Genomic DNA, 25741 nt, shown 5'->3' on the forward strand with positions numbered 1-25741 from the left:
CGCGTGAGCTACCCCCCATACGGCTACCAGGGATATCCGGGCTACGGCTACGGGCCGCCGCAGGATCACCCGCAGGCCACCACCATTCTGGTGATCGGCATTCTCAGCCTGGTGTTCTGCCAGATCCTCGGGCCGGTCGCCTGGATCATGGGCAGCAAGGCGCGCAAGGAGATCGACCACTCCGGGGGTGCGATCGGCGGGCGGGGCAATGTGACCGCCGGGTGGGTGTGCGGGATCATCGCGAGCTGCCTGCTCATCCTGGCCGTGGTCATCTACGGCGGGGTCATTCTCGTCAGCGTTGTCGCCGCCGCGTCCGGCTCCTGACTTCCTCGCCAGCGCGCGTCACTACGATGACCGGAGTGAATGCCGCTCCGACCTCCGATGACGCGCTGCCCGGACCCACCGAGTGGGGCGAGCATCCGCACGGCGTCGGGCCGTGGCGCGAGGAGTTCGGCACCGAGCCACCGGCGGATCCGCGCCTGGACCCGGAGCTGCTCGAACACGGTGACCGCCGCAATGTGGTGGACGCCTACCGGTACTGGACCCGGGAGGCGGTGGTCGCCGATATCGACGCCCGGCGTCATCCCTTCCACGTGGCCATCGAGAATTTCGGGCACGACGCGAATATCGGCACCGTGGTGCGCACCGCCAATGCCTTCGCCGCCGCGGCCGTGCACATTGTCGGGCGCAAGCGCTGGAATCGGCGCGGGGCCATGGTCACCGACCGCTATCAGCACATCCACCACCATTCGGATATCGATTCGCTGTTGGCGTTCGCGACGGCGGAGGGGCTCACCGTGGTGGCCGTCGACAATGTCCCGGGGTCGGTGCCGTTGGAGACCGCGCAGCTGCCGCGCAACTGTCTGTTGCTGTTCGGGCAGGAGGGTCCGGGCGTCACCGAGGCCGCGCGCGGCGCGGCGGTGCTCACCGTCTCCATCGCCCAATTCGGTTCCACCCGAAGCATCAACGCGGGCGTCGCCGCGGGCATCGCCATGCACGCCTGGATTCGTCAGCACGCGGATCTCACCACCGCCTGGTGAATCAGGTGGTACGTACCAGTACCAAGATCAATAGAGACACGGTTCCATAACGAAATCCTCCACGAAATCGCGCGCCCGACTGGCACCATATGTCCTATGAGTTCCCGGACCGGCCGCCACGCGGAGCCGACTGCCGCGCAGTGGTCCGAGCGCGCGGATATGGCCGAATCAGCCATCGTGTCACGGCATCTGCGCAATCTGTGGGCAATTCCGGGAACCACCCTCGGCGTGGTCGGCTGGCCCGCCACCCGCCGCGAACGCGCCTTCGCCTCCTGGCACTACTGGTGGCAGGCCCATCTCATCGACTGCACCACCGATGCCGCCATGCGCGAACCCACCCCCGCGCGGCGTCGCCGCATCACCGCCGTCGCGCGCGGTATGCGCACCCGCAATATCACCGGCTGGACCAACCGGTACTACGACGATATGGCCTGGTTGGCCATCTCCTTGGAGCGCGCCCGGCGCACCCTCGGCTTCGACGACGAAATGCGCACGGCGCTGGTCACTTTGGAGAAGGAGCTCTACACCGCGTGGGCCCCGGAGGTCGGCGGCGGTATTCCGTGGCGCAAGGGTTCGGACTTCTACAACGCGCCCGCCAACGGTCCGGCCGGTATCGCCATGGCCCGCTTGGGTCGCTACCAGCGCGCCCAGGATATGGCCGACTGGATCGATGCGACCTTGCGGGACAAGGAGACCGGGCTGATTCTCGACGGTGTCCACCTACCCTCCGGGGAGATCGAACGGCCCGTCTACAGCTACTGCCAGGGCGTGGTCCTCGGCCTGGAGACCGAATTGGCGGTGCACACCGACGCGCCGCGCCACGCCGAACGCGTACTGCATCTGCTCGACGCGGTCGAAGAGCATATGACCAGCGGCGGCGTGGTCAACGGCGGCGGTGGCGGTGACGGCGGCCTGTTCAACGGCATTCTCATTCGCTACCTGGCGCTGGTAGCGATCATGCTGCCCGGGGAGGACGAGGTGCACGTCAAGGCCCGGCGCACCGCCGCGGCGATCGTCCGCACTTCCGCGCTCGCCGCGTGGGAGAACCGGCTCGAGGTCGAGGGTGAACCGCTGTTCGGCCCGGACTGGCGCAAACCCGCACGACTACCCGGCATCGCGGGCGCGGGATACCTCACCGCCAATGGTTCGGTGACCGCCTCGCGCACCCCGGAACGCGATCTGTCCGTGCAGCTTTCGGGATGGAAGCTGATGGAGGCCGCGCACCAGGTGACCGCGGCGGGGCTGTAGCACCCCGGCCTCAGGCGCTCTTGCGGTCGGAGACGCCCGCGCTGGCCTCGGCGCTGTCCACGTCGAAATCCTCGATGGGGCGGGCCATTTCCACCCGGTACTGCCGAATTCCCACGATCGTGCCCAGCACCAGACCGACCACCAGCGTCCCGATGACGACCGGCATCAGCCACGACATGTCCTCCAGGAAACTGCCCGCGTAGTAGCCGACGAGCAGCAGCACCGGAGCCCAGATGATCGCGCCGATGGTGGAGGCGACCGTGTACTTGCGGTGATCCATTCCGGCCGCACCCGCGACCACCGGGCACAGCGTGCGCACCCACGGAATCCAGCGCGCGACCAGCACCGCGAGGAACCCGTGCTTGTGCAGCAGCTCGGAGACCCGCGCCAGATTCCGGGTGTTGATGTACTTGCCGTCCTTGCGCGCCACCAGATGGTGTCCGGTGCGATGCCCGATCACGTAACCGACCTGGTTACCGGCGATGGCCGCGACCATCGCGCCCACTGACAGCGCCCAGACCTGCGCTTCCCCGGTGGCATGCGCGGCCAGCACCACACCGGCGGTGATGAGCATGGAGTCGCCCGGCAGGAACAGCCCGATGATGAGCGCGCACTCCAGGAAGACGAAGGTGAGAACCACCGTCCACACGAGTAGCGGCCCGGCTGTCTCGAGCGGGGAGAACGCGCCCATCGCGAGGTTCAGCGGGGTGGCGGACAAGGGCTCAGTGGGTGGGTTCGTTGGTACGTGCGGGAGCTTCGGTGGTCGCGGCCTCGGAGCGACGGTTCAGCAACGCCTTCGCTACGGACGCGATCATCGGAATGACCGAGACGAACACGATGAGCAGGAAGATGGCCTCGATGTTGTCGCGAATGAACGCCACATTGCCCAGGAAGTAGCCGAGCACGGTCACGCCGCCGCCCCACAGGATGGCGCCGACGATGTCGAAGGACACGTACTTGCGGTAATCCATGGCCGAGACGCCCGCCAACACCGGCACGAAGGTGCGGGCGATCGGCACGAAGCGGGCCAGGATGATCGCGACCGGCCCCCACTTCTCGAAGAACTCGTGCGCCTCGGTGATGTACTTCTTCTTCAGGAAACGCCCGTCCGGCCGGTGATAGAGCGCGGCCCCGAACCCCTTGCGGCCGATCCAGTACGCGCACTGGTCGCCGAGGAACGCGGTGACCGCCACGGCGGGGGCGAGAATCCAGATGGAGACCGGCGGATTCGGCTGCGCCGCGAGCAGGCCGCCGGTGAACAGCAGCGAGTCGCCCGGCAGTAGCGGGAACAGCAGACCGGTCTCGATGAAGACGATCACCAGAATGGCGGGCAGCACCGCGTTCTTCAGCCATGACTCCGTGAGGAGGTACATGGGGTCGAGAAATTGGGGCATCGCCAGAGTGGTCGTCATAGCGTCGGAAGCGGCCAGCAAGGTCACGGCCACCACCCTACCGGTGATTCCCACATCACACCGAATGTCGAAGTGACATCACAGAGTTGTCATGGTTGTGAGGGCATTGCCCGGACGGAAACCGGGTTGCCTTATCGTGTGGGCTGACAAAATTTGTTGTACGCAGCACACACACGGAGGTCACTGTGCCCATCGCGACTCCGGAGGTCTACGCCGAGATGCTCGGTCGGGCCAAAGAGAACTCCTTCGCTTTCCCGGCGATCAACTGCACGTCCTCGGAGACCATCAACGCGGCCATCAAGGGCTTCGCCGATGCGGGCAGCGACGGGATCATCCAGTTCTCCACCGGCGGCGCCGAATTCGGCTCCGGCCTGGGTGTGAAGGACATGGTCACCGGCTCGGTGGCGCTCGCGGAATTCGCGCACGTCGTCGCCGCCAAGTACGACATCACCATCGCGCTGCACACCGACCACTGCCCCAAGGACAAGCTGGACGGCTTCGTGCGTCCGCTGCTGGCGCTGTCGGCTGAGCGCGTGAAGAACGGTCAGAACCCGCTGTTCCAGTCGCACATGTGGGACGGCTCGGCCATTCCGATCGACGAGAACCTCGAGATCGCCAAGGAACTGCTCAAGCAGGCCCATGCCGCGAACATCATCCTCGAGGTCGAGATCGGCGTCGTCGGCGGTGAAGAGGACGGCGTCGAGAACGCCATCAACGACAAGCTCTACACCTCCCCCGAGGACTTCGAGAAGACCATCGACGCGCTCGGCGCGGGCGAGAACGGCAAGTACCTGCTGGCCGCCACCTTCGGCAATGTGCACGGCGTCTACAAGCCGGGCAATGTGAAGCTCAAGCCCGAGGTGCTCGCCGAGGGCCAGCGCGTGGCCGCCGCCAAGCTGGGGCTGGGCTCCGACGCGCAGCCGTTCGACTTCGTCTTCCACGGCGGTTCGGGCTCGCTCAAGTCCGAGATCGAGGATTCGCTGCGCTACGGCGTGGTCAAGATGAACGTCGACACCGACACCCAGTACGCCTTCACCCGTCCGGTGGCCGCTCACATGTTCAGCAACTACGACGGTGTGCTGAAGGTGGACGGCGAGGTCGGCAACAAGAAGGTCTACGACCCGCGCTCGTACCTGAAGAAGGCCGAGACCAATATGGCCGCGCGCGTGGTGGAGGCCTGCAACGACCTGAAGTCGGCCGGTCGCTCCATCAGCGCCAAGTAAGGTAGCCCTCGAGCGGAATTCCGAACGAGGTGAACGACGCGCGTGCCGCGGCGGCAATGCTGGATGTGCTGCCGCCGCGGCCGCTTTCGACGCTTCGGTGTATGTCGAGGTGCTGGGCATGAGTCTCGAAGTGCGGGTCCTGGGGCCTGTGCAGCTGCTGGTGGATGGCCACGCGCTGCCCGTCGGCGGACCGAAGCCGCGCGCACTGCTGGCCGCGCTGACCGTGAACCGACGGCGCGCGGTGTCGTCGCAGGCCCTGGCCGATATCGTCTGGAACGACGAGCCGCCGGACTCCTACCAGGCCAGCCTGCAGGTGTTCGTCTCGAATATTCGCAAGACACTGCGCAATGCCGGGGTCGATCCGGGTGCGGTGCTGCGCACCGAATCGTCCGGGTACCGGCTCGAAATCGCCGACGAGCAGTGCGATCTGGGACGGTTCGAGAGTATTCGCCGCACCGGTATGGAGGCCGGGGCGGCGGGTAATCCGGAGGCCGCCGCGCGGCTCTACGGCGACGCGCTGAACCAGTGGAGCGGGCGCGCCCTCGACGATCTGACCGGACTGTCCTTCGCCGACAGCTTCGCCACCGCCATGGACGAGGAGCGGCTGCTGGTCGCGGCCGCGCGCATCGACGCCGAAATTGCCTGTGGGCGAGCGTCGTCGGTGGTGGGCGAGCTGGTCGCCATGACCAATGCGCATCCGCTGCGGGAACCGCTGTGGGCGCAGCTCATCACGGCGCTGTATCTGTCGGGTCGGCAGGCCGACGCCCTGGACGCGTGCCGTCGGGTGCGCACGGTGCTCGCCGATGAGCTCGGCATCGATCCCGGACCGGCGCTGGTGGCGCTGGAGCAGCGGGTGTTGCGGCAGGAGCCGCTCAATACCGTGGAGATGGCCGATGTCGAACGCATGGCCAAGGCCATGACCGAGACGGTCACCGAAATGCCGCGCGCGGTGCGCAGCGGGCAGTTGCGACTACCGGACGGTCGGACTGTTCCGGTGGCTCGGACCGGGCTGAAGATCGGCCGGATGACCGACAACGATCTGGTGCTCGACGATCCGAAGGCCAGTCGGTACCACGCGCACATCACGCCGAGCCGGGCCGGGCTGCTGGTCAAGGATCTGCACTCGGCCAATGGGGTCTACATCAACGAAGAGGCCATCGAGAGCGCGGCGGTGCTGGCCGACGGCGATGCCATTCGGATCGGTTCGACGGTGTTGGTCTTCCAGGCCGCGCACTGATTTTCGAGCGGCGAGTCAGGCCGTGAGCAGCCCGACGATATCGCTGAGGGCGCGGCGGTCCTCCAGATCCGGCGGCTGATGTCCGCTCTCGGCGGTGATCGTCACGGCGTCGCCGGGCCGAATGCGCAGGTCCGGCCAGGCCACCGACAGCACCGGCGCGTTCACCACGTGGTCGTGGCAGCTGATGGTGATGCGCGAGGTGTATCGCCCGCAGTGCTCGAGGATCTCCTCGGCCAGTTCGGCGGTCAGCGCCCGGGTGGCCGTGATCTTCTCCATGTACACGAATGCCGACTGTATTACGCTGCTGCCCAGTTGGTTTCGAATCGTGAGCTGGGACGCATTGCGAAGTCGCGAACATGAGTTGCGCGAGTCGCGCCCCCGGTAGCGGAAATCGGACACGTCTGGCGGGTATGGTCCTGCCCGAATGTGTCCGAAAAGCCGGAATATCGAGAGGTTGAATGCATGGCCAAGCGGATGCTGGCGGCCGTGGGGGCGGTGTTGTTCGGAGCGGGCGTGCTGGTGTGCGCCGACCGGTCCGAGGTCAACGCGGTGCCGACCGAAGCGGCGCTGGGAGCCGGGCCGTGCGTGAGCGATCCGAAGCCGACGCACGAGGGGCTGTTCGCCAAGACCGTCGAGGTGCCGATTCCGTATCCGGTCGTCACCGTCGACCCCGGGCCGCCGCAGGAGAACACCACGCGGGTGCGCATGACGCTGCCGACCGATCCGTGCGTGAATCCGTGCCCGGACCTCACCGACGGGTCGACGCCGCTGCCGAATCTGCTGGAGCAGTTGGGGATTCCACAGGTGCGCCTGCGGCCGCAACCCTTCCACTTCGCCTTCCCGAACCCTGATCCGCCACAGCTGCCGCCCGGGCCGGAAGCGGTGACGCCGACCATCGAGGTGGCTCCGCAGGCTCCGGCGCGGCCCGCGCCGAGGGTCTCGGGGGTGCGCGAGGTGGCCAAGCTGACCGGAGCCAATTCGGTGAACCGCACCGACAAGCGCTGGCAGGTCAACGGCACCGATCTCGGCATCATGTGGGAGAGCGCGCCGGGGGAGATCGCGGTGGCCTTCGGCGATACGGTCGGACGCGACTTCCATCCGCCGGGCGGATTCGGTGAGGATTGGCGCAGCAATCTGCTGGCCTTCAGCACCGATGCCGAACTGCACGACGGCGTCACCTTCGATCGCATGGTCACCGACTCCCGCTGTCACGCGGCCGAATTGCTGAGCAGCAAGAAGCTCGACAATATCGAGATCACCACCATTCCGACCTCGGGATTCGCGCTCGGTGACCGTCAGTACATGAGCTACATGTCGATTCGGACCTGGAATACGGTGCCGGGCACCTTCCACACCAACTACGGCGGCATCGCCTACTCCGACGATCACGGCGAGACCTGGACCAAGGACCCACATGCCAAGTGGGACAATATCTTCGGGCTCTCCAACTTCCAGGTGACGTCCATGGTGCCGCAGGGCGACTACGTGTACATGTTCGGCACGCCGAATACCCGGCTGGGGTCGGTCGGGCTGGCGCGGGTGCCCAAGGAGCAGGTGCTCAACACCACCGCGTACCAGTACTGGCGTGACGGATCGTGGACGCCGGTCGGTGGATTCGCCTCCGCCACATCGATTGTCGAGGCACCGGCCGGTGAGCTGTCGGTGCGCTACGACGCCGTGCGGCAGGTGTGGCAGATGAGCTATCTGGATACCGCCAAGACGGCGATCGTTGTGCGCGAAGCGGATTCACCGCAGGGGGTGTGGTCGCCGAGTACGCCGATGGTGTCGGCGCTGCAATACCCCGAGTTGTACGGCGGGTTCATTCATCCGTGGTCCACGGGCGAGGACCTGTATTTCACGCTGTCGACGTGGAACGACTACAACGTGTACCTCATGCACGCGAGCATGAGGTAGCGCGCGTCAGCTGAGTCGGACCTCGGCGACTGCGCGGCCGAAGAGCTTCTTGCCCTCCGAGGTCGCGCCCAGCACGATGGTGGCGCGGCCGCTCTCGGCATCGACGGACTTCACCTTGCCGGTGAGTTCCATGATGGTCGGCGCGGTCGGCTCGACCGCGACATAGCCGGAGAAGCGCACGCTGAACTTGGCCAGCGCCGACGGATCGCCCAGCCACGAGATGAGGTAGCTGGCGGTCAGGCCCATGGTGAGCATGCCGTGCGCGACCACGGTGGGCAGGCCGACCAGTTTGGCGGCGGTGTCGCTGAAGTGAATCGGATTCGGGTCGCCCGAGACGCCCGCATAATTGACCAGGTCGCCCCGGGTGACGGGCACCTTGGCGGCGGGCAGTTCAGCACCGGCGGTGAGCTCGGCGACGGTGGGAATGGTGTGCACCGGCAGGGCGGGCGCGGGGGTGCGCTCCTCGGCGACCTCTTCGGGCGCGAGCAGCACCAGGCCGCTGGGGTCGATGGAGTCGGCGGTCTCGACATGGCCGTGCATGACCACGCCGGACATGGTTTCCACGGCGGCGTGGTCGATTTCGACGCCGCGGCGGGCCACGATCGTGGTGGTGGAGACCAGTACGGGCAGGGCGTCGGCGTCGGCGAGGGTCACCTTGATGGTGATGAAGTCGTTGTCGCCGAAGGTGCGGATGGATTCGATGACCACATCCACCGAGAGCAGGTCACCGGCCAGCATGGGGCGGTGGAATTCGAAGATCTGATCGGTCTGCAGCACCTGGGAGAGGTCGTACTCGGTGAGGACGGTGCCGATCAGGGAGCGGGTGGTGGCCGCGCCGATCACCGAGGCGAAGGTCGGCGACGCGATCAGCGCCGGGTAGCCCAGGCGCAGGGCGTCGTCCTCGCTGTGGTGGGCGGGGTGCGTATTGCGGACGGCGCGCGCGAATTCGCGGACCTTCTCCCGGCCGACCTCGTAGTGGTCACGTACCCGAAAGTGCCTGCCGACCAATGCGGTGGCGGAGGCCGCCTCGGCTGCCGTTTCCGGCATGTTCTACCACTCCCTGTGTATCCGAATTCTGCTTCCGGGCCGGACGATCTTCGTCGAAGCTGGCCCAGACAATCCGGGCCATGCTACCGATCAGTCGGACCGGTGACCAGGTGTTTGTGACGTTTGTCGCGGTTTAAGGGGTGGTGGAAAAGGCGCGACGCCGACGGAAGGAGATCCGTCGGCGTCGCGAATGGTGTTGCGGCCGAAGCCCTCAGTGCGGGGTGGTCGGCGGGTCGCAGACCTTCCAGCCGTCGTCGGTGTGCTGGAGGTCGAATGTGCGCTGCGAGCGGTTGCTCGGATCGGCCTCGGTGTGGACGGTGGCCTGCGCCATGGCGGTATCGCCGGTGATGCGCACCGCGTCGATCCGGTCGATCACCGGAATGCTCTTCTGCTCCTTGGAGGTTCGATACACACCGGCGAACTGTTCCGCGGAGATGTTCTGGTAGAAGTCGTGCTGCGAACCGCAGGTGATACCGCGCAGCTGGTCCAGGTCACCGTCGGCCAGCGCCTCGGTGTAGACCGAGATGGCCCCCTTCACCTGCGCCTCCGGCGAATTGTCCGTCCCGCCGCGCACCAGCCCGATCACCACGCCGAGCAGCACCAGCACCGCCACCGCGGCCGCGCCGACCAGCAGCCACCACCGCTTGCCACGCCCCTGCGGCGGCGTCTCGGCCGGGGTGCGCTCGCTCGCGGCGGGCACCCGCTGCGGCGGCGCGATGGTCCGAGGCTGCTGCTGCGGCGGCCGCGGCACACCCGGCGCGACCGCCCGGGGGCTGTTCAACGGCTGCGCGGGCATGGTCGGCTGCATATCCGCGGGCGACGGCGCGGACGCCGACCGAGGCGGCATGGGCGGCGTGGCCTTCCGAGGCGGCGAAGGCCGAGTCTCCTCCACCCCCGGCGGCCGCGCCCCCACCGCCCCGGCCCGAGGCCCCACATTCCGAGGCCCCGCATTCACCCGAGGCGTACTCGGCTTACTCAACGGCCCACCCGCCCGCTGAATCTTCTCGGTAGGCGCCTGCTCCCGAGAAACCTTCGGAAACACCGCCGTCTTATCCGCATCCGCCCCCGAAACCTGCCGCATGGCAACGGTCTCCGCATCCGCGGCCCCCGCCTGCGCCCCCGCATCCCCCTCGCCCCGCGCAGTCGTCTGGGCGTCGGCACCCGCGGACTGGGCCTCACCACGCCCGGCCCCAGCCGGACCACCCTCTCCTTGTCCAGCATCGCCGGAACCAGCAGCCCCACGCCGGTCGGCCTCTTGCTCTCCCGCCCCCGAACCACCTTGCGCAGCAGTCGTTCCCGCCTCCGCACGCCCTGCTCCCGGCGCTCCGGTCGCACCCGAAGGCGGCTTCACAAGCCCCGCCAACGGCGCCCCGCCCTCACGGCCACCCTGCTGACCGCCACCCGGTCGTCCCCCGCCCGGCGCGTGCGCGCCAGCACTCCCGCCGGGTTGCCCTGCGCCACTAACTGATTGCCCAGCGGCGGCCGCGCCACGGCCCGACCCTCCAGCGGGTCGTCCACTCTGCTCTCCGCCGGACTGCGCCGAGCCCGGTCGGCCACCACCACCCTGACCGCCACGCAGCTGCGGCCCGCCGCCACCGGGTTGTCCTGTGCCACTACGTGTTCGGGCCGTAGCATCGGCCGACGTTTCGCTCGCCTGACCGGTGGGACCTTCGCCACCGACCTGATTCGGTCGCTGGCTGCCCCGGGGCGCGGTGGCATTCGATTGGTCGCCGCCGGGTCCGCCGCGCGCCTGCGCTCCAGCACCGCCGCCGAGTTGCGCTGCGCCACCGGCCGCTGCGTTGTCGGACTGTCCGCCCGCAGCCCGCTCGCGGCCACCGACCGCCATTTCGCTCGGCTGCCCGGCGCTTTCGCGTCCGGTTTGGTTCGGCCGCCGCTCACCCTGGTTTTCGGCAGCGTTCGATTGCCCACCGCCACGCGGCGGAGCGCCAGCGCCGCCACCGGGTTGCCCCGCGCCACCATGCGATTGCGCCGCCCCACTGGCCGCCGCAGTGTCAGGCTGACCACTCTGGCCACCCGCACGCTCCGGGCCGCCAGCCATTTCGCTCGGCTGACCCATGCGGCCTGCGCCGCGGGACTGGTCCGTCTGTTGATCGCTGGGCGGGACAACGCGCTGCGCGCCACCGGGCTGTCCACCGCTGGGCTGGGGGCCGTTGTCGGTGCCACCGTCGGATTGCCGTGCGCCGCTGGCTGATTGCGCTGCGGCACCAGCGGCCGCGCCCCGGCTCGAGTCTTCGCCCGACCGTCCAGCCTGCTCTCCATCGGGTTGTGCCGAGCTCGGGCGGTTGCCACTGAACTGCCCGCCTTCAGGCTGACTGCCGCGCACGCTCGCGCCCTGTTCGCGTCCTCCAGCGGCCGTTTCGCCACCGGCCTGGTTCGGCCGCCCGCCACGGTCCTCGGGGGCATTCGATTGGCCGCTGCCCTGTCCGCCACGCGGTTCAGCGCCAGCGCCGCCGGGTTGTCCTGCGCCACTTCCTGTTTGCGCGGTGGCACCAGCGGATGCGCCGCTGACCGGACCACGGCCCGTACCTCCAGCGACTGTTTCGCCCGCCTGACTCGTACGCCCTTCACCGCCGGTCTGGTTCGGTCGCTGCGCGCCCGGTTCGCCGCCCTGGCCTGCGGCAGGGGTGGGCTGGCCGCCCTGGGTTCCACGTGGTGGAGCGCCAGCGCTACCGGGTTGTCCTGTGCCGCTGCCGGATTGGGCGGCACCGGCGGCCACGCTGGGCTGGCCGGGGCGGCCCTGGTTGCTGGGCGGCTGGCTGGGACCCTGCTGCGGGGTCGGTGGGACGGTGGGGAATTTGGTGGTTGCCTCGTCGGCGGGGCCCGGGGTTACTTCCGTGCGGGCGGTGGGGCCGTCGGTGGCGGTCGGGTTCGGGGCGGTCGGGATGTTTTTGGCCGCTGGGGGAGGGGTTTTGCCCGGGGTTTGGGGCGCGTTGGGGGCACTCGGCGGCTTCGGGGTGGGGTCTTCGTACTGGATGGTCGCGAAGGGGGTGCCGGGGGACGGTTTGTCCGTGCGGCGCATGACTTCGGTTTCCGCGTCGGGTGAATTGCCTTGGGCGGGGGTGTGTTCGGGGGCCGAGGGCATGGGGGCGGTGGCGGCGGGGTCGCCGGGGGCGTGGTCCGGGGTGGCCGAGGCAGGGGTGTCCGGTTGTGGGTCGGAACCCGGGCCCTGTGGTTTCTTGTCGGCGTTCTGGTCGGACACGCGCTACCCCTCGCTTTGGCGGAACGGTGATTCAACCGGTCAGCCTACTGAGCAAATCGGCGGTCGGTGCACAATGATCCGCATGACCTCCTTCGGTGATCTGCTCGGACCCCAGCCGGTACTGCTTCCGGAACTAACCGACGCGGAGGACGCCCTGCTCGACGGCACGGATCCGGTGCGGGTCGCGGCGGCGCATCCCACCGCCTCCATCGCGTGGGCCCAGCTCGCCGAGGACGCCCTCACCCGCGGCGAATCGGTGACCGACCCCGACGGCGACACCGTCAACGCCGATATCGTCGCCGCCTACGCCTTCGCCCGCACCGGCTACCACCGCGGCCTGGACCTGCTGCGCCGCAACGGCTGGAAGGGCTTCGGCCCGGTGCCGTGGAGCCACGAACCCAACCAGGGCTTCCTGCGCGCCGTCGGCGCCCTGGCCCGCGCCGCCCGCGCCATCGGCGAAACCGACGAATACGCCCGCTGCCTCGACCTGCTCGAGGACTGCGACCCCCGCGCCGCCGCCGAACTCGGCCTGGACTGACCCACGATTTGCCCGGCGCACTGGATGCCCGCCTAGCCACCGCGCGCGACTCGAGCCGCGCGCGCCTGCGCACCGCCACCAAACGCGTGCGCAGCTCGGCGCTGCCGATCGTCCAGTGCGCCGTCGCCGCGGGCTTGGCCTGGTTCATCTCGCACAACCTCATCGGCCACCCACAGCCGTTCTTCGCCCCGATGGCCGCCATCATCTCGACCGGCGTCTCCTTCGGCGCGCGCCTGCGCCGCGCGGTCGAGCTCATGGTCGGCGTGGCCGTCGGCATCGGCATCGGCGACCTGTTCATCTCCTGGGTGGGCACCGGCGTCTGGCAGATCGCCCTGGTTGTGGCCGTCGCCATGGTGACGGCCGTCTTCCTCGACAGCGGCACCATCATCACCGCCCAGGCCGCGGGCTCCGCGGTACTCGTGGCCACCCTGCTCCCACCGCACAGCGGCGGCAGCGGTCTGCGCATGGTCGACGCCCTGGTCGGCGGTTTCGTGGGCATCGTCGTGGTGGCGGCGCTGCCACTGCATCCGGTGCGCCGCGCCCGCCAGCAGGCCGCCGATATTCTCGGCGTCCTACAGAAGAGCCTCACCGACTGCGGCGCGGGCCTGCTCGAACACGATGCCGCGAAGATCAAGACCGCACTCCAGGCCGCCCGCGGCACGCAACCCCAGATCGACGGCATGCGCAGCACCCTGGAGGGCGGCGAGGAGATCGCCCGCATCTCCCCGCTCTACTGGAACGCCCGCCCCCGCCTGGAGAAACTGCGCGCCGCCGCCGACCCCCTCGACAATGCCGTCCGCAACACCCGCGTCCTGCTGCGCCGCGCCCTGAGCTCGGTTCGCGACGACGAGGTCCTCGACCCGCGTCTCATCGCCGAGGTGGAGAAGCTCGGCGAGGCCATCGACGTGGTGCGCCGCATGCTCCTCGCCGACCCTGGCGAACAACCCGACGCCGCCGAGGCCACCCGCGTACTGCGCACCGTGGCCAAGGCCGCGACCAAGGACATGGTCGAGGGCTCCGGCATCTCCGCCCACGTGGTCTTCGCCCAAATCCGTTCCATCGTGGTCGATTTGATGGAGGTGTGCGGCATGAAGCGTCTCTCCGCCATCGCCCTGCTGCCGCCCACCGTGCCGAATCCCTATGTGACGCCGGTGGATTGACGGTTTCCTCCGGCGGATCCGTTGGCCCCCGGCGGTTCGCTCACCGGTCGCGCGGCGCATCCGCCGCCCATACCTGCGAGCTCCCCGCACCCCCTGCGGGCCCTCACTCTTGATCTTCGGGTAGTGCGCTACTCGCGTGGATCCCCTTGCGCCTCTCTACCGTTCAATCAAGGCCGGACTTCGAGGGGTCGTCCGGCCCCGAATTCGCGGCGACGGCGAAGGTAGGCGGCCAGGTGGTGTGGTGGCCGCGAGGGCGGGGAGCCGTCACCGCGAATGGGACCGCCCGGTTCACCGGGTCGTCCGGGCGGTCCACCCGGTCAGAGCCAGAATCTGGTGAGCCAGTTGCCGTTCTGCTCCCACCGCGCGGGCACCCCCGACAGCTCGAACAGCGCCCTGATGGCCGTGAAGAACACGTCGTTGATCTCGGGTACGAACAGCAGCGCCACCAGCAGCAGAATCCCGTACGGCTTGATCTGATCCAGCGACCGCCGCGTCTTGTAGCTCAGCGACGGCTCCACGATCCCGTACCCGTCGGTCCCCGGCACCGGCAGCAGATTCAGCACGGTCGCGAAGATCTGGAGGAACGCCAGGAAGCTCAACCCGTACCAGAACGCCGCATGTTCGCGCTCCTCACCGAACACCGCGACGACCACCAGCAGCACGATCGCGCACAGCAGATTCACCGCCGGACCCGCACCACTGAGAATCCGCTGCGTCCGCGCACTGAAATTGTGCGAGTGCACGTACACCGCCCCACCCGGCAGCGCGAACCCGCCGAGCGCGATGAACACCAGCGGCAACCCGATCGACAGCAGCGGATGGCTGTACTTCAACGGATTCAGCGTCAAGTACCCGCGCAATTCCACTTCCCGATCCCCGGCCCGGAACGCCACATACGCATGCGCGAACTCGTGCAAGCACACCGAGACGATCCATCCGGCGACCACCAGGATAAACACCCCGACCTTGGCCTGCCGCGAGTACAGATCCGCGTCCCAGGCCAGCGCCCCGCCCAACACGGCGACCGCCACCAGCACCAGGAACACCGGACTCGGCCGCACCGAACCCGACCTCCGGCCCACCGATTGGGGAAAGTTCATCGCACTCCTCGCCTCGGCGTTCCGACCCGGTGCGGGGCGGATATCAGCGGACCAGCAGCCACGGCTCGTGGTGTCGGTAGAAGGTGGATCGCGGCACGATCTTCTCGCTGTTGACGCCGTCGCGGATCACCACCGCGCCGCGCGTACCCAACTGCACCGCCCGGCCCTCGACCCACCGCCGCTTGCGCAGCCCGCGCTGCACGGTCGCGCGCAGTCCGGGCATCTCCAGCATGGGTGAAATATGCAGTGCCGCAACCTTGCCGGTGAACAGCCGGGTGTCGTCGACGTAGGCCTCGCCCTCCAGCTTCTCACCGCGCGGACCCACCAGCGTGGCGCGCCCGATCAACACCTTGCCGGTGTCGTCGCGGATGAGCGGGGTCTCGCGGGCCTTGCCCTCCAGCGCGCGCTTGGCCGCGGCATTGCCGGTGCCGGTCTGGTAGGCGCGCGACCCGTAGGTGCGATCGACCGGCACGTAGCCGATCTCCACATTCAGCCGTTCGGTGCGCAGCAGATGAGTGAGCACCGCGGCCAGTCCGGCATCCTCACCGAGCACGATCAAACGCGGCAGGCTGTCGGCCGCCAGCACCGGAAGCAGCTCGTCCAGATCGGTCGGATCCGGAATCGCGGCGGTCTGCAAGGTCGGTAGCGAAGCCAGCGCGATCGGCACGGGAGCACCGTTGCAGCGAAGAACATGGGTACTCAAACGCCGTACACCCTCCTCGGTCCTGCCAACTGCATCGCCTCGTCGCGTTCCGGCGGAACCACTGCCCGGTCCGCCTCCGGCTGCCCACCATAGTCCCCTTGGTGAGCGCGTGCTTCGCTCCGATCTCATGCTGTGACATGCCGGTGTTCGACCGTTATGACCAGGGCAGCGGCAACCCGGGAACCTGGGGGTATGCCCGTATCCATTAGACTGTGCCCCCGGCCACCGCCTTGTGACGGCGGGTAGCTGCAGCGCCACGGGCGCTGCTTGTCGAACCCGTAGGAGACACCTCATGCCGGCAATCGTGCTGATCGGCGCCCAGTGGGGCGACGAAGGCAAGGGCAAAGCAACCGATCTGCTCGGCGGCCGTGTCCAATGGGTTGTTCGCTACCAGGGCGGCAACAACGCGGGTCACACCGTGGTGCTGCCGAACGGTGACAATTTCGCCCTGCACCTGATTCCCTCCGGCATCCTCACCCCCGGTGTGACCAACGTCATCGGCAATGGCGTGGTGGTCGACCCGGGTGTGCTGCTGGCCGAGCTGGCCGGTCTGGAACAGCGCGGCGTGGACACCGACCGCCTGCTGCTGTCGGCCGACGCGCACCTGATCATGCCGTACCACGTGGCCATCGATAAGGTGACCGAACGCTTCCTCGGCAACAAGAAGATCGGCACCACCGGGCGCGGCATCGGCCCGTGCTACCAGGACAAGGTGGCGCGCGTGGGCGTCCGCGTCGCCGATGTGCTCGACGAGAAGATCCTCACCCAGAAGGTCGAAGCCGCACTGGAATTCAAGAACCAGGTGCTGGTGAAGATCTACAACCGCCGCGCGCTCGACCCGCAGCAGGTGGTGGACGAGGTGCTCGAGCAGGCCGAGGGCTTCAAGCACCGCATCTCCGACACCCGGCTGCTGCTCAACCAGGCTCTCGAGGCCGGTGAGACCGTGCTGCTCGAGGGTTCGCAGGGCACCCTGCTGGATGTCGACCACGGCACCTACCCGTACGTGACCTCCTCCAACCCGACCGCCGGTGGCGCGGCCGTGGGTTCGGGCATCGGCCCCAACAAGGTCGGCGCGGTGCTCGGCATTCTGAAGGCCTACACCACCCGCGTCGGCTCCGGCCCCTTCCCGACCGAGCTGTTCGACGAGTCCGGGGCCTACCTGGCCAAGACCGGCGGCGAGGTCGGCGTCACCACCGGCCGCGCCCGGCGCACCGGTTGGTTCGACGCCGTGATCGCCCGCTACGCCACCCGCGTCAACGGCATCACCGACTACTTCCTCACCAAGCTGGACGTGCTCTCCAGCCTCGACACCGTGCCGATCTGCGTGGCCTACGAGGTCGACGGCCAGCGCGTCGAGGAGATGCCCACCACCCAAACCGATTTCCACCACGCCAAGCCCATCTACGAGGAGATGCCCGGCTGGTGGGAGGACATCTCGGGATGCCGCACCTTCGAGGAGCTTCCGCCGAACGCGCAGGCGTATGTGCTTCGCCTGGAAGAGCTTTCGGGCGCGCGGGTGTCGTGCATCGGTGTCGGCCCGGGGCGCGATCAGACCATCGTGCGCCACGACGTGCTCGGCTGACGGCCGCCGACAGAGCTTCTCGCCCCCGCTGCGTTTCCGCAGCGGGGGCGAATTGCATTGGGGGAGTGGTTATCTGACTCCGATGCATGTCCGGCCTCGGTGGGGGCTCGAAGCTCCAGCCCGCCGACCGCTGCCGGTCAGTACAGCGGGGCCAGTGGAGCGAGAGGGTCGGCGGCGTGTGGTGTCAGGGCGGCGTAGGCGGCGGCAATGGATTTCACCGCCAGCCGGATGTCGGCCTCCTCGTGGGTGTAGGGCAGGCGGAGGAAGCGTTCGAAGGCGCCTTGGACGCCGAAACGTGGTCCGGCGGCGAGCAATACGCCGTGGTTGGGGGCGGTGGCCGCCAGCGCCGTGGAGACGGGTGCGGGGAGTTGGACCCACAGCGACATGCCGCCCGCGCCCTCGGAGGAGGGCCGCCAGTCCGGTAGCTCCTCGGCCAGTGCGTCGAGCAGGGCCGCGCGGCGGGCGGTGAGCTGCTCGCGGCGTTGCGCCAGAATGGATTCCGCGTTGCGGAGCAGGTAGACCGTGGCCAGCTGGTCCATGACCGGGGTGCCGAGGTCCATGGTGGAGCGGGTGCCGAGCAGTTTGGTGATGAGCGACTGGTTGGCGCGCACCCAGCCGACCCGCAGGCCGCCCCAGAAGGATTTGGAGGCCGAGCCGATGGTGACGATCTCCGAGCCCCGGGCGAAGGAGGCGGCGGGCGGTGTGGGGGTGTTGCCGGTGAGGTCGAGGTCCACCATGGATTCGTCGACGATCACCGTCATGCGGGTTTCGCGGGCGATGGCCGCCAGTTCGGTGCGGCCCGCCGCGTCCAGCAGCAATCCGGTCGGATTGTTGAAGTCCGGCACGAGATACGCGACGCCGGCGGCGGTCTGCCTTGCGGCACTGCGGATTCCGTCCAGATCCCAGCCATCGGGCAGTAGCGGTACCGGCACTGGACGCGCACCCACATCGCGGATGGCCTCGATGGCATTGGGATAGCTCGGATGCTCGATCAGCACCCGTTCCGCCGGTGCCGTCAGCACATTCAGCAGCAGCCGCAGCCCGTGCTGTGCGCCGAGGGTGACCAGAATTTGCTCCGGTTCGGTGGGCAGGCCGCGTTCGGTGTAGCGGCGGGCCAGCGCCTCGCGCAGCATGAGCATGCCCACCGGGTCCATGCCGTGCGTGCCGAGATAGGTCGGCAGGCTTTGCAGCGCAAAGGAATACGCATCGCTCATCTCCGCCGGGGCGGACATGGCGGCATAGGTCATATCGATGGTCGGCAGCTCCGGTTGCGCCATCATGGCGAGCAGGCTGCGAGCCGGTTTGGTGCCGTCGTGCACCACGGTCGGGGGCAGGGCCACGGTGCTGCGCGAGCCCTGACGGCTGATCAGGTAGCCGTGTTCGCGCAGCAGCGCGTACGCGGAGGTGACGGTGGTGCGGCTGACATTGAGCGTCGCCGACAGGTCGCGCTCACTGGGCAGCGCGATGCCGAGCGGGGCGCGGCCGTCGTGGATCAACAGCCGAATCCCTTCGGCGAGAGCCAGATACGCGGGCCGGGCGGACCGGCGCGCGGAATCGCCGTCGGCGGATTTCCCGTTCTCCGCCTCGCCGCGTCCCGCGGCGTCGTCCTGCCGCCACCGCCCCAGGTCTCGCGCCAGGCTGGCCGCGCCGATCACTCGTGTCGCCATACAGTCCAGTATTCGGGCAGTGGATATTTAATTCAACCCCAACTGGCTCCACTGTTGAATCATGATCTCGTTCCTCGCCGCCCTGCTGACGGTCGCCCTGTTCGGGTGGCTGGTCTACCACTTCGCCCCCGCGCCAGGTGAGCACTGGGATCGCATGCTCACCCGCTACCGCCCGCATTCCCCCATGTCCGAGTGGTCCCTCGCCGATTACGACGGCCAGCGCCAGCACGCCGACCTGGCCGCCATCCGCGCCCACCGCGATGCCGAAGCGCTCCGCGAACGTGCCGCCGTCGCCGAGGTGCGCGCCGCTGTCGCCCCGAAGCGCGTTGTGGTCGACACGGACAGCCCCATTGTGGAGGCTGAGTGCGTCGGCTGCGGCGGCCCAGCAGTCCAGTCCTGAAAAACTGGACCTTTAAAACTGGACTTGTCAGTATCCCCGTGCACACTGGCTCTATGCCCTACCCGGAACGCCCGCTGGCCGCGGCGCTCTTCAACACCGCGATCGGCCAATGCGCCATCGCCTGGAGCGCCACCGGCGTCCTGCGCTTCCAACTCCCCGAACACGATCCCGAGGCCACCCTCGCCCGCATCACCCGCCCCTACCGCGGCACCGAGGTAACCCCCGCCGAACCCACCTTCGACATCGGCAAGGCGATAGCCCGAATCCAAGCCCACCTCTCCGGCGACCTCGACGACCTCCGCTGGATCCCCCTGGACACCACCGCAATCCCCGATTTCCACCAAGCCGTCTACAAAATCACCCGAGCAATAGACCCCGGCCACACCCTCACCTACGGCCAAATCGCCCACCGAGTAGGCGCCCCCAACGGCTCCCAAGCAGTAGGCCAAGCCATGGGCCGCAACCCCATCCCCCTCATAATCCCCTGCCACCGAGTCCTAGCCGCCGACCACGCCCTACACGGCTTCTCCGCCCCCGGCGGCCTCACCACCAAAGAACGCCTCCTGGAAATAGAACGCACCCCCGGCTTCGGCGAACCAACGTTGTTCTAACCGCGCCCAACGAATCAGCCCGAGCCACAGTGGAAAACAAAGGCGTCCGCACCAAAGATATTGGTGCGGACGCCTTTCACTTCCGAGCGGACCCGACTACCTGCGGGCCTCGCCGACCGAACCGAATCTCACTGACCAGCCTTGACGATCGGCCCGTAGTAATTGATCGGCCAGCTGTTGCCATTACACAGAACCCACACGTCGGCCCCGGGAGCGAACTGTAGATAGATGGGGGTCGGGCCCTGCGCATATTGGAAGATCCCCGGACCTGTCCAATAGAACGGTGGCTGCAGGCTGTAGCCGTTGCAGTTCCACCATTCGCCGGGCGCGATATCCATACGGATGATTCCGCCCGGCTCGGGTGTGGGAACCGGCGGCGTCGCCGACGAGGTCTGTGTGCTCAGCGCGCCGCACACGGCCAGGGCCGCGACGGCGGTGATCCCGCGCAATGCGTTCTTCATGTCATTCCTCCGTGTACGCGTCGCGTCAGACGACCGCGCCGTAACCACTTCCGACAGCGAAGCCTGCGGCTCCGCCGATAACGCCACCGGCAACCGCTGCCGGGATGCCGAGCACGGCGGCTCCGGCTGCCGCTCCCGCTGCCGCGCCGACGCCTGCTCCGATCAGCGCGCCCGTCACGGCACCAGCGCCTGAAGCGACGCCGCCTGTGGGAAGTCCGGTGGCGATACCGCCGACGACCGCGCCAACGCCCGCGCCGATACCAGCGCCGATCAGGCCGCCGGGTACCGCGCCGACCGCGGCGGCTGGAACGCCCAAGGCGGTAGCACCGGCCGCAGCGCCGATTACGGTGCCCGCCACGGTGCCAGCGGCGAGTTTGTCGGAGCGGCTGGCGTTGATGCCTACGGAGTTGAGGCCTGTGGCGATGCCTGCTTCGACTACGGCGGCGCCGGTGTTCACCGGGTTGAGGACGTCATCGGTGATGTCGTCGGGGACCGGGGTGGTGAATGCGCCGATTCGGAGGGTGCGGGGTGGTGGGGCGATGGGGGCTACCGGGGCTACGGGGACTGGAGCGTGGAGGGTGCTCAGGTCGATGGCCGGGGCGGCTTCGGTGCTGGGGATGGGGCGGAAGTTTTGGGGGACTACGTAATTGGGGGCCGGGGCCGGTCTCGGCGACGGCGGGGTGGTGACGCCGGGCTGGATGGGGCCGGGGTGCTGGGGGGTGGGGCGGACGCCCGCGGGGGTGGCCACGCCTGGTTGGACCGGGCTGGTGGGCTGGGGGGAGTAGGCACCGTGGGGGGCGAGGCCGGGCTGGGGAGCGGGCTCGGTGGGGGTGGTGGCGGTGCCGGGGTTCTGGGGAGTGGGGGACTGCGCGCTGGTCGGCGCGGAGGCCTCCGGGATGGCGGCGTTCTGTTCGGTCGCCGAGCACCCGACCGCCAAGGCCAGGGGAATAGCGCCCACTACGAGGGCGCGTCGCCGCACGCCGGAATTCATTTGTCGATGCCGACGAGCCACGTCGAGAACACCACCTTCATCTGGATTTGAAACTGTCTCGACCAGGCGCTGGTGGCGGCGAAGCGCGAGAGGCCTCCGCCATCAGTACCTGGTGATCATGGATTCGGAGCCGGGAGGCTCCGGGACGCGCGGTGGTTGGGTCTCGCACCCTTTGTGGGGCCCCGGACCGTGCTGGTCACCTGACCTGGGATGTTAGCGGAAGGGAAGCTATCAATAGCAACTCGCTGTGACATGCTGCACAGCTCACAAAATGGGCGCGCGGGAGGCCGGAAAACGGCTGGTTGAAAGGTGGATTAACTATTCGGCCCGGTCAGTTGTCGGATTTGCCGAAAGTTGACCCACCGCGCATGAGTTCGGCTAGGGCTTCGCGGTCGGTGACGTCGAGTTTGATGCAGGCGCGGTAGAGGTGGCCTTCTACCGTGCGGACCGAGACCGTGAGGCGGTCGGCGATCTGGCGGTTGGACAGGCCCGCTACGACGAGATTGGCGATCTCGCGTTCGCGGGAGGTCAGGGGTAGCGGTTGCGCGGATTGCTTCAGGGCGGGGGTGCTGGCTCCGCCGCAGGCCGCGGCCAAGCGGTTGGCGGCCGCGGCGGATTCCAGCAACCGCCTGCGGTCCCCGGCGCGCTCGTGCGCCGACGCCGCCTGCGCCGCCGCGTCCGCAGCCGAGAGCAGCGCCCCGATCGCCTCGAATTCCGCTGCGGCAGCGTCCAATCCGGGTCCGTCGTGGGCCGCCACCGCCACCGCGTGCCGAGCCTGCGCCTGCACCAGCCGTCCGTCCACCCGCGCCGCGAGATCCGCCAGCCGCCCGGCGACGCTGTGATCGCCGAACCGCGCGGCGGTGTGCAGCGCCATGGCCTCGATCGCGTGCTGATGCGAGCGCGCGGCGGCATCGGCCGCGCTCATGGCAAGGCGCACAGCGGGACTCACGGTGCCTTCGGCCGCCGCCTGCCAGGCTCGCGCGATCTCGAGCTGCGGATGGTAGACGGCGCTGTGCCGCCCACCCCGAGCCGTGGCGGCCTCGATACTCTCCGCGGCCTCACCGGCCCGCCCCAAGGCCGAATACGCTTCGGCCAGACGGATTCTCGCGGGGAACATCCACGCCGCCGCACCCTCGGTGGCCAATGCCGCGAGGGCCTGTTCGAGATTGTCGATGGCATCCGGAAAGCGGCCCTGCGCCACATCCGCGGTGCCCTGGAGAATCTTCGACATACCCCACGCCAGATACTGCCCCGGCGACGAATAGCCGAAATACCCTCCGGCGCAACGCCGTGCGGCCTCCAGATCCCCGGTCAAGGTGAGCGCCAGCACCTCCGCGTGCGTCGACATGAACCGATTGAGCCCGTCGATCTCCGCCTCGACCTCGTGCCCGCGCATGGCGAATTCGCGCGCCGCCTGCCCCCGCCCCATGAGCGCCAGCGCCAGCCCACCCCCGAACGCCGCCCACCACACCGCCCACGGCGGCGCGTCACCATTGCAGATCACCGGTTCGGCGAGCGCGAACGCCTCCTCGAGCTTGTTCTCGTTCACCGCGCACGCCGAGGCCAGCCCGTCCAGCGTCGCCACGATCTTCGGATGCTGCACCCGGCTGCGCACCGATTGCAGCACCTCATCGGCGCGATCGGCATCACCCATGGCCCACAACAGATTCGACACCCGCGTACTGCCCCAGCGCGCCAGCTGCACCTCGTTGAGCTGATCCGGATCGAAGCTGGCCAGGGTGCGCTCGGCCTCGATGCGATGCCCCTGCCACAGCAGCGCCCGCGCCAGCAGATCCGCCGACTCCACCCCGCCGCGCCGCTCCACCGCCGCCCGCGCGAACCGTTCTCCCAGTGGGAGATTCGCCAATCCGATGGCATCGGCCGCCGCCGCCTCGAACAGCTCCAGATCGGCGGATTTGTCACTGTCCAAAGCCAATTCGGCCAGCCGGATCCGATCGGAGGCGGAGTTGATGGTGCGCTCGCGCAGCGCCGAGTACAGCCGCCCGCGCAGCCTGCGCGCCGACGCGATACCGAGCCGCCGCCGAATCACCTCGCCGAACAGCGGATGGTTGTACCGCACCAACAGCTGATGGCTGTTCTCGACAATCCTTATGACACCGCGTGTTTCGGCCGCCTCCACGGCATCCTCGCCCGCGAGTTCGGCGAGCACATCCAGATCGATGGGCTCGCAGAAGGTGAGCAGCTCCAACACCCGCAGCACCGGTTCGGGTAGCTGCTCCACCCGATCCTCCAGCAGCGCGGCCAATTCCGAGGTCACCGCGGCCCGCCCGCGCAACTGCCACACCCCGTTGACCTGCCGCAGCGTCCCCGCCTCCAGCGCCCCCTCCACCAGATGCCGCAGGAACAGCGCGTTCCCGCCGGAGGACTCCCACATCAGATTGGCGGTGAACCCCTCCAGCTGCCCGCCGAGCATGGATTCCACCAGCGCCACACTCTGCTGCTGGGTGAACGGCTGCAGATCCACCCGCAGCAGATGCCCGTCCTTCCACAGCGAGGTCACCGCGTCCGGCACCTGCACCCCGCTGCGCACGGTGGCGACAATGTGCGCGGCCCGGTCGATGGCCAGCTGCAGCAGCAGCGTCGCCGACAGCTGATCCAGCAGATGCGCGTCGTCGACGCCGATGATGGTGTGCCCGTCGGCCAGCAGCGCTTCCCGCGCCGCCGCCATGAAGGTCACCGGATCGTGCGCCGTGTACACCCCCACCATGTGCGCGAAGACCCCCAACGGAATGCTGCGCGCCGACTCGGTCCCCGCCACCCACCGAATATTTCCCCCGACGGCGGCGGTGGCCTGCCGCGCCAACGTGGTCTTGCCAACCCCCGCGTCCCCCGTCAGGACCGCCCCGACGAAGTCCTCGCCCAGCAGTGCGGCCCGAATGGATTCGAGCTCACCGACACGTTCGACCATCGGCCAATTCCGAGCCATGCACCAACTGTAGTGCGCCGACCCATTGTGAGCAGGACAAACGATCTGCGAAGTGGGACAAACCGTTTGCCGAGAAAGGGCGAGGTGGGGGCGGTGCCGCCCACCTCGCCGTCGCCGTCAGTCGGCCCAGACCTGGTCGATCGGGGTGCCCTCGTTCGGCGGCGGGGTCGGGGTGCCGCCCGGGGTGCGCGAGAAGCGCGGCGCCGGGGCGTGCTGGACCACGCCGTCGATCTCGATGAGGCCGTTACGGGCCTGGATGTGCGGGTTCTGGGTGGCCTCGCTGAGGGTCAGCACCGGGGTGGTGCAGGCGTCGGTGTGTTCGAAGATGGCCCACCACTCGTCGCGGGTCTTGGTCTTGAACTTCTCGGTGAAGAGCTTGCGCAGCTGGTCCTGGCCATTGGGGTCGATCTGGTGCGGCAGGCCCTCCGGGTCGATCTCGAGGCCCTTCAGGAATTCGGCGTAGAACTGCGGCTCGATGCAGCCGACCGCCATGTACTTGCCGTCGGCGGTCTCGTAGGTGTCGTAGAACGCCATACCGGTGTCGAGCAGGTTGGTGCCGCGCTCGTCGGACCACAGACCCATTCCGCGCATACCCCAGATCATGTGCGAGAGCGCGAGCGCGCCGTCGATCATGGCGGAGTCGATGACCTGGCCCTTGCCGGAGGTCTGGCGCTCCACCAGGGCGGCGAGAATGCCGAAGACCAGGAACATGGAGCCGCCGCCGAAGTCGCCGACCATGTTCAGCGGCGGCACCGGGCGCTCGCCCTTGCGGCCGATGGCATTGAGCACGCCGGTGAGCGAGATGTAGTTGATGTCGTGGCCCGCGCGATCGGCCAGCGGCCCGTCCTGACCCCAACCGGTCATGCGGCCGTAGACCAGGCGCGGATTGCGCTCGAGCGCGGTCTCGGGTCCGAGGCCCATGCGCTCGGTGACGCCGGGCCGGAAGCCCTCGATCAGCACGTCGGCCTTCTCGACGAGTCCGAGCACCTTCTCGATATCGGCCGGATCCTTCAGATTGGCCTCGACGATGGTCCGCCCCCGCCACTGCGGCCGCTCCATGAATCCCGGAAACTGCCCCGGCCGCTGCACCCGCACCACATCCGCACCGAGATCCGCGAGCAGCAATGCCGCATGCGGACCCGGGCCGATACCGGCCAGTTCAACAACCCGAACGCCCGCGAGCGGGCCCTGCTTGGCGGTGGATGGAGTGCTCACGCCCTACCTCGGTTCATCGTCGATC

General features: G+C 68.5%; 24 protein-coding genes. 12 read left to right on the top strand and 12 right to left on the bottom strand.

Annotated features, from left to right (window positions below; genetic code table 11):
* Window positions 1-3: 3 nt before the first annotated feature.
* The 3 genes from ACIBH2_RS31255 to ACIBH2_RS31265 all read left to right on the top strand — a co-directional run bounded on the left by ACIBH2_RS31255 (window position 4) and on the right by ACIBH2_RS31265 (window position 2288).
* Window positions 4-324 carry a DUF4190 domain-containing protein gene (locus tag ACIBH2_RS31255; RefSeq protein WP_397124009.1) on the top strand — a complete coding sequence of 107 codons (321 nt, stop codon included), beginning with the start codon at window positions 4-6 and terminating at the stop codon, window positions 322-324.
* 26 nt (window positions 325-350) lie between these two features.
* Window positions 351-1040, top strand: coding sequence for a TrmH family RNA methyltransferase (locus tag ACIBH2_RS31260; protein WP_397124011.1), 690 nt, complete (start codon window positions 351-353; stop codon window positions 1038-1040).
* Window positions 1041-1136: 96 nt separating this feature from the next.
* Window positions 1137-2288, top strand: coding sequence for a glycoside hydrolase family 76 protein (locus tag ACIBH2_RS31265; RefSeq protein ID WP_397124013.1), 1152 nt, complete (start codon window positions 1137-1139; stop codon window positions 2286-2288).
* A 10-nt stretch (window positions 2289-2298) separates the two neighbouring features.
* Here the strand turns inward: ACIBH2_RS31265 and ACIBH2_RS31270 are convergent, their stop codons facing one another.
* Both ACIBH2_RS31270 and ACIBH2_RS31275 read right to left on the bottom strand, forming a co-directional pair.
* The gene (locus ACIBH2_RS31270; RefSeq protein WP_397124309.1) at window positions 2299-2979 is read right to left on the bottom strand and encodes a DedA family protein; all 681 of its coding nucleotides are present in this window, start codon (window positions 2977-2979) and stop codon (window positions 2299-2301) included.
* 31 nt (window positions 2980-3010) lie between these two features.
* A complete protein-coding gene (locus tag ACIBH2_RS31275; protein ID WP_397124311.1) occupies window positions 3011-3700 on the bottom strand; it encodes a DedA family protein in 690 nt (229 codons plus the stop codon).
* Window positions 3701-3885: 185 nt separating this feature from the next.
* Between ACIBH2_RS31275 and fbaA the strand changes: the two genes are divergently transcribed.
* Both fbaA and ACIBH2_RS31285 read left to right on the top strand, forming a co-directional pair.
* Window positions 3886-4923 carry a class II fructose-bisphosphate aldolase gene (gene fbaA / locus ACIBH2_RS31280; protein WP_397124015.1) on the top strand — a complete coding sequence of 346 codons (1038 nt, stop codon included), beginning with the start codon at window positions 3886-3888 and terminating at the stop codon, window positions 4921-4923.
* A gap of 118 nt (window positions 4924-5041) precedes the next feature.
* A complete protein-coding gene (locus ACIBH2_RS31285; RefSeq protein WP_397124017.1) occupies window positions 5042-6160 on the top strand; it encodes a BTAD domain-containing putative transcriptional regulator in 1119 nt (372 codons plus the stop codon).
* A 15-nt stretch (window positions 6161-6175) separates the two neighbouring features.
* Here the strand turns inward: ACIBH2_RS31285 and ACIBH2_RS31290 are convergent, their stop codons facing one another.
* Window positions 6176-6442, bottom strand: coding sequence for an HPr family phosphocarrier protein (locus ACIBH2_RS31290; RefSeq protein ID WP_397124019.1), 267 nt, complete (start codon window positions 6440-6442; stop codon window positions 6176-6178).
* 180 nt (window positions 6443-6622) lie between these two features.
* Between ACIBH2_RS31290 and ACIBH2_RS31295 the strand changes: the two genes are divergently transcribed.
* Complete coding sequence (locus ACIBH2_RS31295; RefSeq protein ID WP_397124021.1) at window positions 6623-8074, top strand: DUF4185 domain-containing protein; 1452 nt, start codon at window positions 6623-6625, stop codon at window positions 8072-8074.
* Window positions 8075-8080: 6 nt separating this feature from the next.
* Here the strand turns inward: ACIBH2_RS31295 and ACIBH2_RS31300 are convergent, their stop codons facing one another.
* The gene (locus ACIBH2_RS31300; protein ID WP_397124023.1) at window positions 8081-9121 is read right to left on the bottom strand and encodes a fused (3R)-hydroxyacyl-ACP dehydratase subunits HadA/HadB; all 1041 of its coding nucleotides are present in this window, start codon (window positions 9119-9121) and stop codon (window positions 8081-8083) included.
* Between the two features lie 211 nt (window positions 9122-9332).
* Complete coding sequence (locus ACIBH2_RS31305; RefSeq protein ID WP_397124025.1) at window positions 9333-9968, bottom strand: nuclear transport factor 2 family protein; 636 nt, start codon at window positions 9966-9968, stop codon at window positions 9333-9335.
* 621 nt (window positions 9969-10589) lie between these two features.
* Here ACIBH2_RS31305 and ACIBH2_RS31310 point away from each other — a divergent pair.
* From ACIBH2_RS31310 to ACIBH2_RS31320, 3 genes are all read left to right on the top strand, one after another.
* A complete protein-coding gene (locus tag ACIBH2_RS31310; protein WP_397124027.1) occupies window positions 10590-11333 on the top strand; it encodes a hypothetical protein in 744 nt (247 codons plus the stop codon).
* A gap of 1090 nt (window positions 11334-12423) precedes the next feature.
* Window positions 12424-12879 carry a DUF3151 domain-containing protein gene (locus ACIBH2_RS31315; protein WP_397124029.1) on the top strand — a complete coding sequence of 152 codons (456 nt, stop codon included), beginning with the start codon at window positions 12424-12426 and terminating at the stop codon, window positions 12877-12879.
* Between the two features lie 8 nt (window positions 12880-12887).
* Complete coding sequence (locus ACIBH2_RS31320; RefSeq protein WP_397124031.1) at window positions 12888-14039, top strand: aromatic acid exporter family protein; 1152 nt, start codon at window positions 12888-12890, stop codon at window positions 14037-14039.
* Between the two features lie 317 nt (window positions 14040-14356).
* Here ACIBH2_RS31320 and ACIBH2_RS31325 read toward each other — a convergent pair whose 3' ends face one another.
* Together ACIBH2_RS31325 and ACIBH2_RS31330 are read right to left on the bottom strand one after the other, a co-directional pair.
* Window positions 14357-15139 carry a site-2 protease family protein gene (locus ACIBH2_RS31325; protein WP_397124033.1) on the bottom strand — a complete coding sequence of 261 codons (783 nt, stop codon included), beginning with the start codon at window positions 15137-15139 and terminating at the stop codon, window positions 14357-14359.
* Window positions 15140-15182: 43 nt separating this feature from the next.
* Window positions 15183-15806: a hypothetical protein gene (locus ACIBH2_RS31330; RefSeq protein WP_397124035.1), complete on the bottom strand. Its 624-nt coding sequence runs from the start codon at window positions 15804-15806 to the stop codon at window positions 15183-15185.
* A gap of 328 nt (window positions 15807-16134) precedes the next feature.
* Between ACIBH2_RS31330 and ACIBH2_RS31335 the strand changes: the two genes are divergently transcribed.
* Entirely contained in the window at window positions 16135-17424 is a 1290-nt protein-coding gene (locus tag ACIBH2_RS31335) for an adenylosuccinate synthase (RefSeq protein ID WP_397124037.1), read from the top strand.
* A gap of 137 nt (window positions 17425-17561) precedes the next feature.
* Here ACIBH2_RS31335 and ACIBH2_RS31340 read toward each other — a convergent pair whose 3' ends face one another.
* On the bottom strand, window positions 17562-19091 hold the full coding sequence (locus ACIBH2_RS31340) for a PLP-dependent aminotransferase family protein (protein WP_397124039.1): 1530 nt from the start codon (window positions 19089-19091) through the stop codon (window positions 17562-17564).
* Between the two features lie 61 nt (window positions 19092-19152).
* Between ACIBH2_RS31340 and ACIBH2_RS31345 the strand changes: the two genes are divergently transcribed.
* Entirely contained in the window at window positions 19153-19491 is a 339-nt protein-coding gene (locus ACIBH2_RS31345) for a hypothetical protein (RefSeq protein ID WP_397124041.1), read from the top strand.
* A gap of 53 nt (window positions 19492-19544) precedes the next feature.
* Complete coding sequence (locus tag ACIBH2_RS31350; protein ID WP_397124043.1) at window positions 19545-20102, top strand: methylated-DNA--[protein]-cysteine S-methyltransferase; 558 nt, start codon at window positions 19545-19547, stop codon at window positions 20100-20102.
* 128 nt (window positions 20103-20230) lie between these two features.
* Here ACIBH2_RS31350 and ACIBH2_RS31355 read toward each other — a convergent pair whose 3' ends face one another.
* From ACIBH2_RS31355 to ACIBH2_RS31370, 4 genes are all read right to left on the bottom strand, one after another.
* Window positions 20231-20563, bottom strand: a complete 333-nt coding sequence (locus tag ACIBH2_RS31355) for a hypothetical protein (protein ID WP_397124045.1) — start codon at window positions 20561-20563, stop codon at window positions 20231-20233.
* Between the two features lie 25 nt (window positions 20564-20588).
* Entirely contained in the window at window positions 20589-21554 is a 966-nt protein-coding gene (locus ACIBH2_RS31360; protein ID WP_397124047.1) for a hypothetical protein, read from the bottom strand.
* A 331-nt stretch (window positions 21555-21885) separates the two neighbouring features.
* Window positions 21886-24501 (bottom strand): LuxR C-terminal-related transcriptional regulator, encoded by a 2616-nt coding sequence (locus tag ACIBH2_RS31365; protein WP_397124049.1) that lies wholly within the window; start codon window positions 24499-24501, stop codon window positions 21886-21888.
* A 117-nt stretch (window positions 24502-24618) separates the two neighbouring features.
* Window positions 24619-25716, bottom strand: a complete 1098-nt coding sequence (locus tag ACIBH2_RS31370) for a CaiB/BaiF CoA transferase family protein (protein ID WP_397124052.1) — start codon at window positions 25714-25716, stop codon at window positions 24619-24621.
* Between the last annotated feature and the right edge of the window lie 25 nt (window positions 25717-25741).

Origin of the sequence: Nocardia sp. NPDC050406, from assembly GCF_044459025.1 — a bacterium.
Taxonomy (GTDB): domain Bacteria; phylum Actinomycetota; class Actinomycetes; order Mycobacteriales; family Mycobacteriaceae; genus Nocardia.

Excerpts from the sequence above, each read along its gene's own strand:
- ACIBH2_RS31275 (WP_397124311.1), bottom strand. The coding sequence starts at position 3,700 with ATGACGACCACTCTGGCGATGCCCCAATTTCTCGACCCCATGTACCTC.
- ACIBH2_RS31365 (WP_397124049.1), bottom strand. The coding sequence starts at position 24,501 with ATGGCTCGGAATTGGCCGATGGTCGAACGTGTCGGTGAGCTCGAATCC.
- ACIBH2_RS31355 (WP_397124045.1), bottom strand. The coding sequence starts at position 20,563 with ATGAAGAACGCATTGCGCGGGATCACCGCCGTCGCGGCCCTGGCCGTG.
- ACIBH2_RS31325 (WP_397124033.1), bottom strand. The coding sequence starts at position 15,139 with ATGAACTTTCCCCAATCGGTGGGCCGGAGGTCGGGTTCGGTGCGGCCG.
- ACIBH2_RS31295 (WP_397124021.1), top strand. The coding sequence starts at position 6,623 with ATGGCCAAGCGGATGCTGGCGGCCGTGGGGGCGGTGTTGTTCGGAGCG.
- ACIBH2_RS31270 (WP_397124309.1), bottom strand. The coding sequence starts at position 2,979 with ATGGGCGCGTTCTCCCCGCTCGAGACAGCCGGGCCGCTACTCGTGTGG.
- ACIBH2_RS31335 (WP_397124037.1), top strand. The coding sequence starts at position 16,135 with ATGCCGGCAATCGTGCTGATCGGCGCCCAGTGGGGCGACGAAGGCAAG.
- ACIBH2_RS31305 (WP_397124025.1), bottom strand. The coding sequence starts at position 9,968 with ATGCCGCCTCGGTCGGCGTCCGCGCCGTCGCCCGCGGATATGCAGCCG.
- ACIBH2_RS31345 (WP_397124041.1), top strand. The coding sequence starts at position 19,153 with ATGATCTCGTTCCTCGCCGCCCTGCTGACGGTCGCCCTGTTCGGGTGG.
- ACIBH2_RS31300 (WP_397124023.1), bottom strand. The coding sequence starts at position 9,121 with ATGCCGGAAACGGCAGCCGAGGCGGCCTCCGCCACCGCATTGGTCGGC.
- ACIBH2_RS31285 (WP_397124017.1), top strand. The coding sequence starts at position 5,042 with ATGAGTCTCGAAGTGCGGGTCCTGGGGCCTGTGCAGCTGCTGGTGGAT.
- ACIBH2_RS31350 (WP_397124043.1), top strand. The coding sequence starts at position 19,545 with ATGCCCTACCCGGAACGCCCGCTGGCCGCGGCGCTCTTCAACACCGCG.
- ACIBH2_RS31260 (WP_397124011.1), top strand. The coding sequence starts at position 351 with ATGACCGGAGTGAATGCCGCTCCGACCTCCGATGACGCGCTGCCCGGA.
- ACIBH2_RS31340 (WP_397124039.1), bottom strand. The coding sequence starts at position 19,091 with ATGGCGACACGAGTGATCGGCGCGGCCAGCCTGGCGCGAGACCTGGGG.
- ACIBH2_RS31360 (WP_397124047.1), bottom strand. The coding sequence starts at position 21,554 with ATGAATTCCGGCGTGCGGCGACGCGCCCTCGTAGTGGGCGCTATTCCC.
- ACIBH2_RS31315 (WP_397124029.1), top strand. The coding sequence starts at position 12,424 with ATGACCTCCTTCGGTGATCTGCTCGGACCCCAGCCGGTACTGCTTCCG.
- ACIBH2_RS31265 (WP_397124013.1), top strand. The coding sequence starts at position 1,137 with ATGAGTTCCCGGACCGGCCGCCACGCGGAGCCGACTGCCGCGCAGTGG.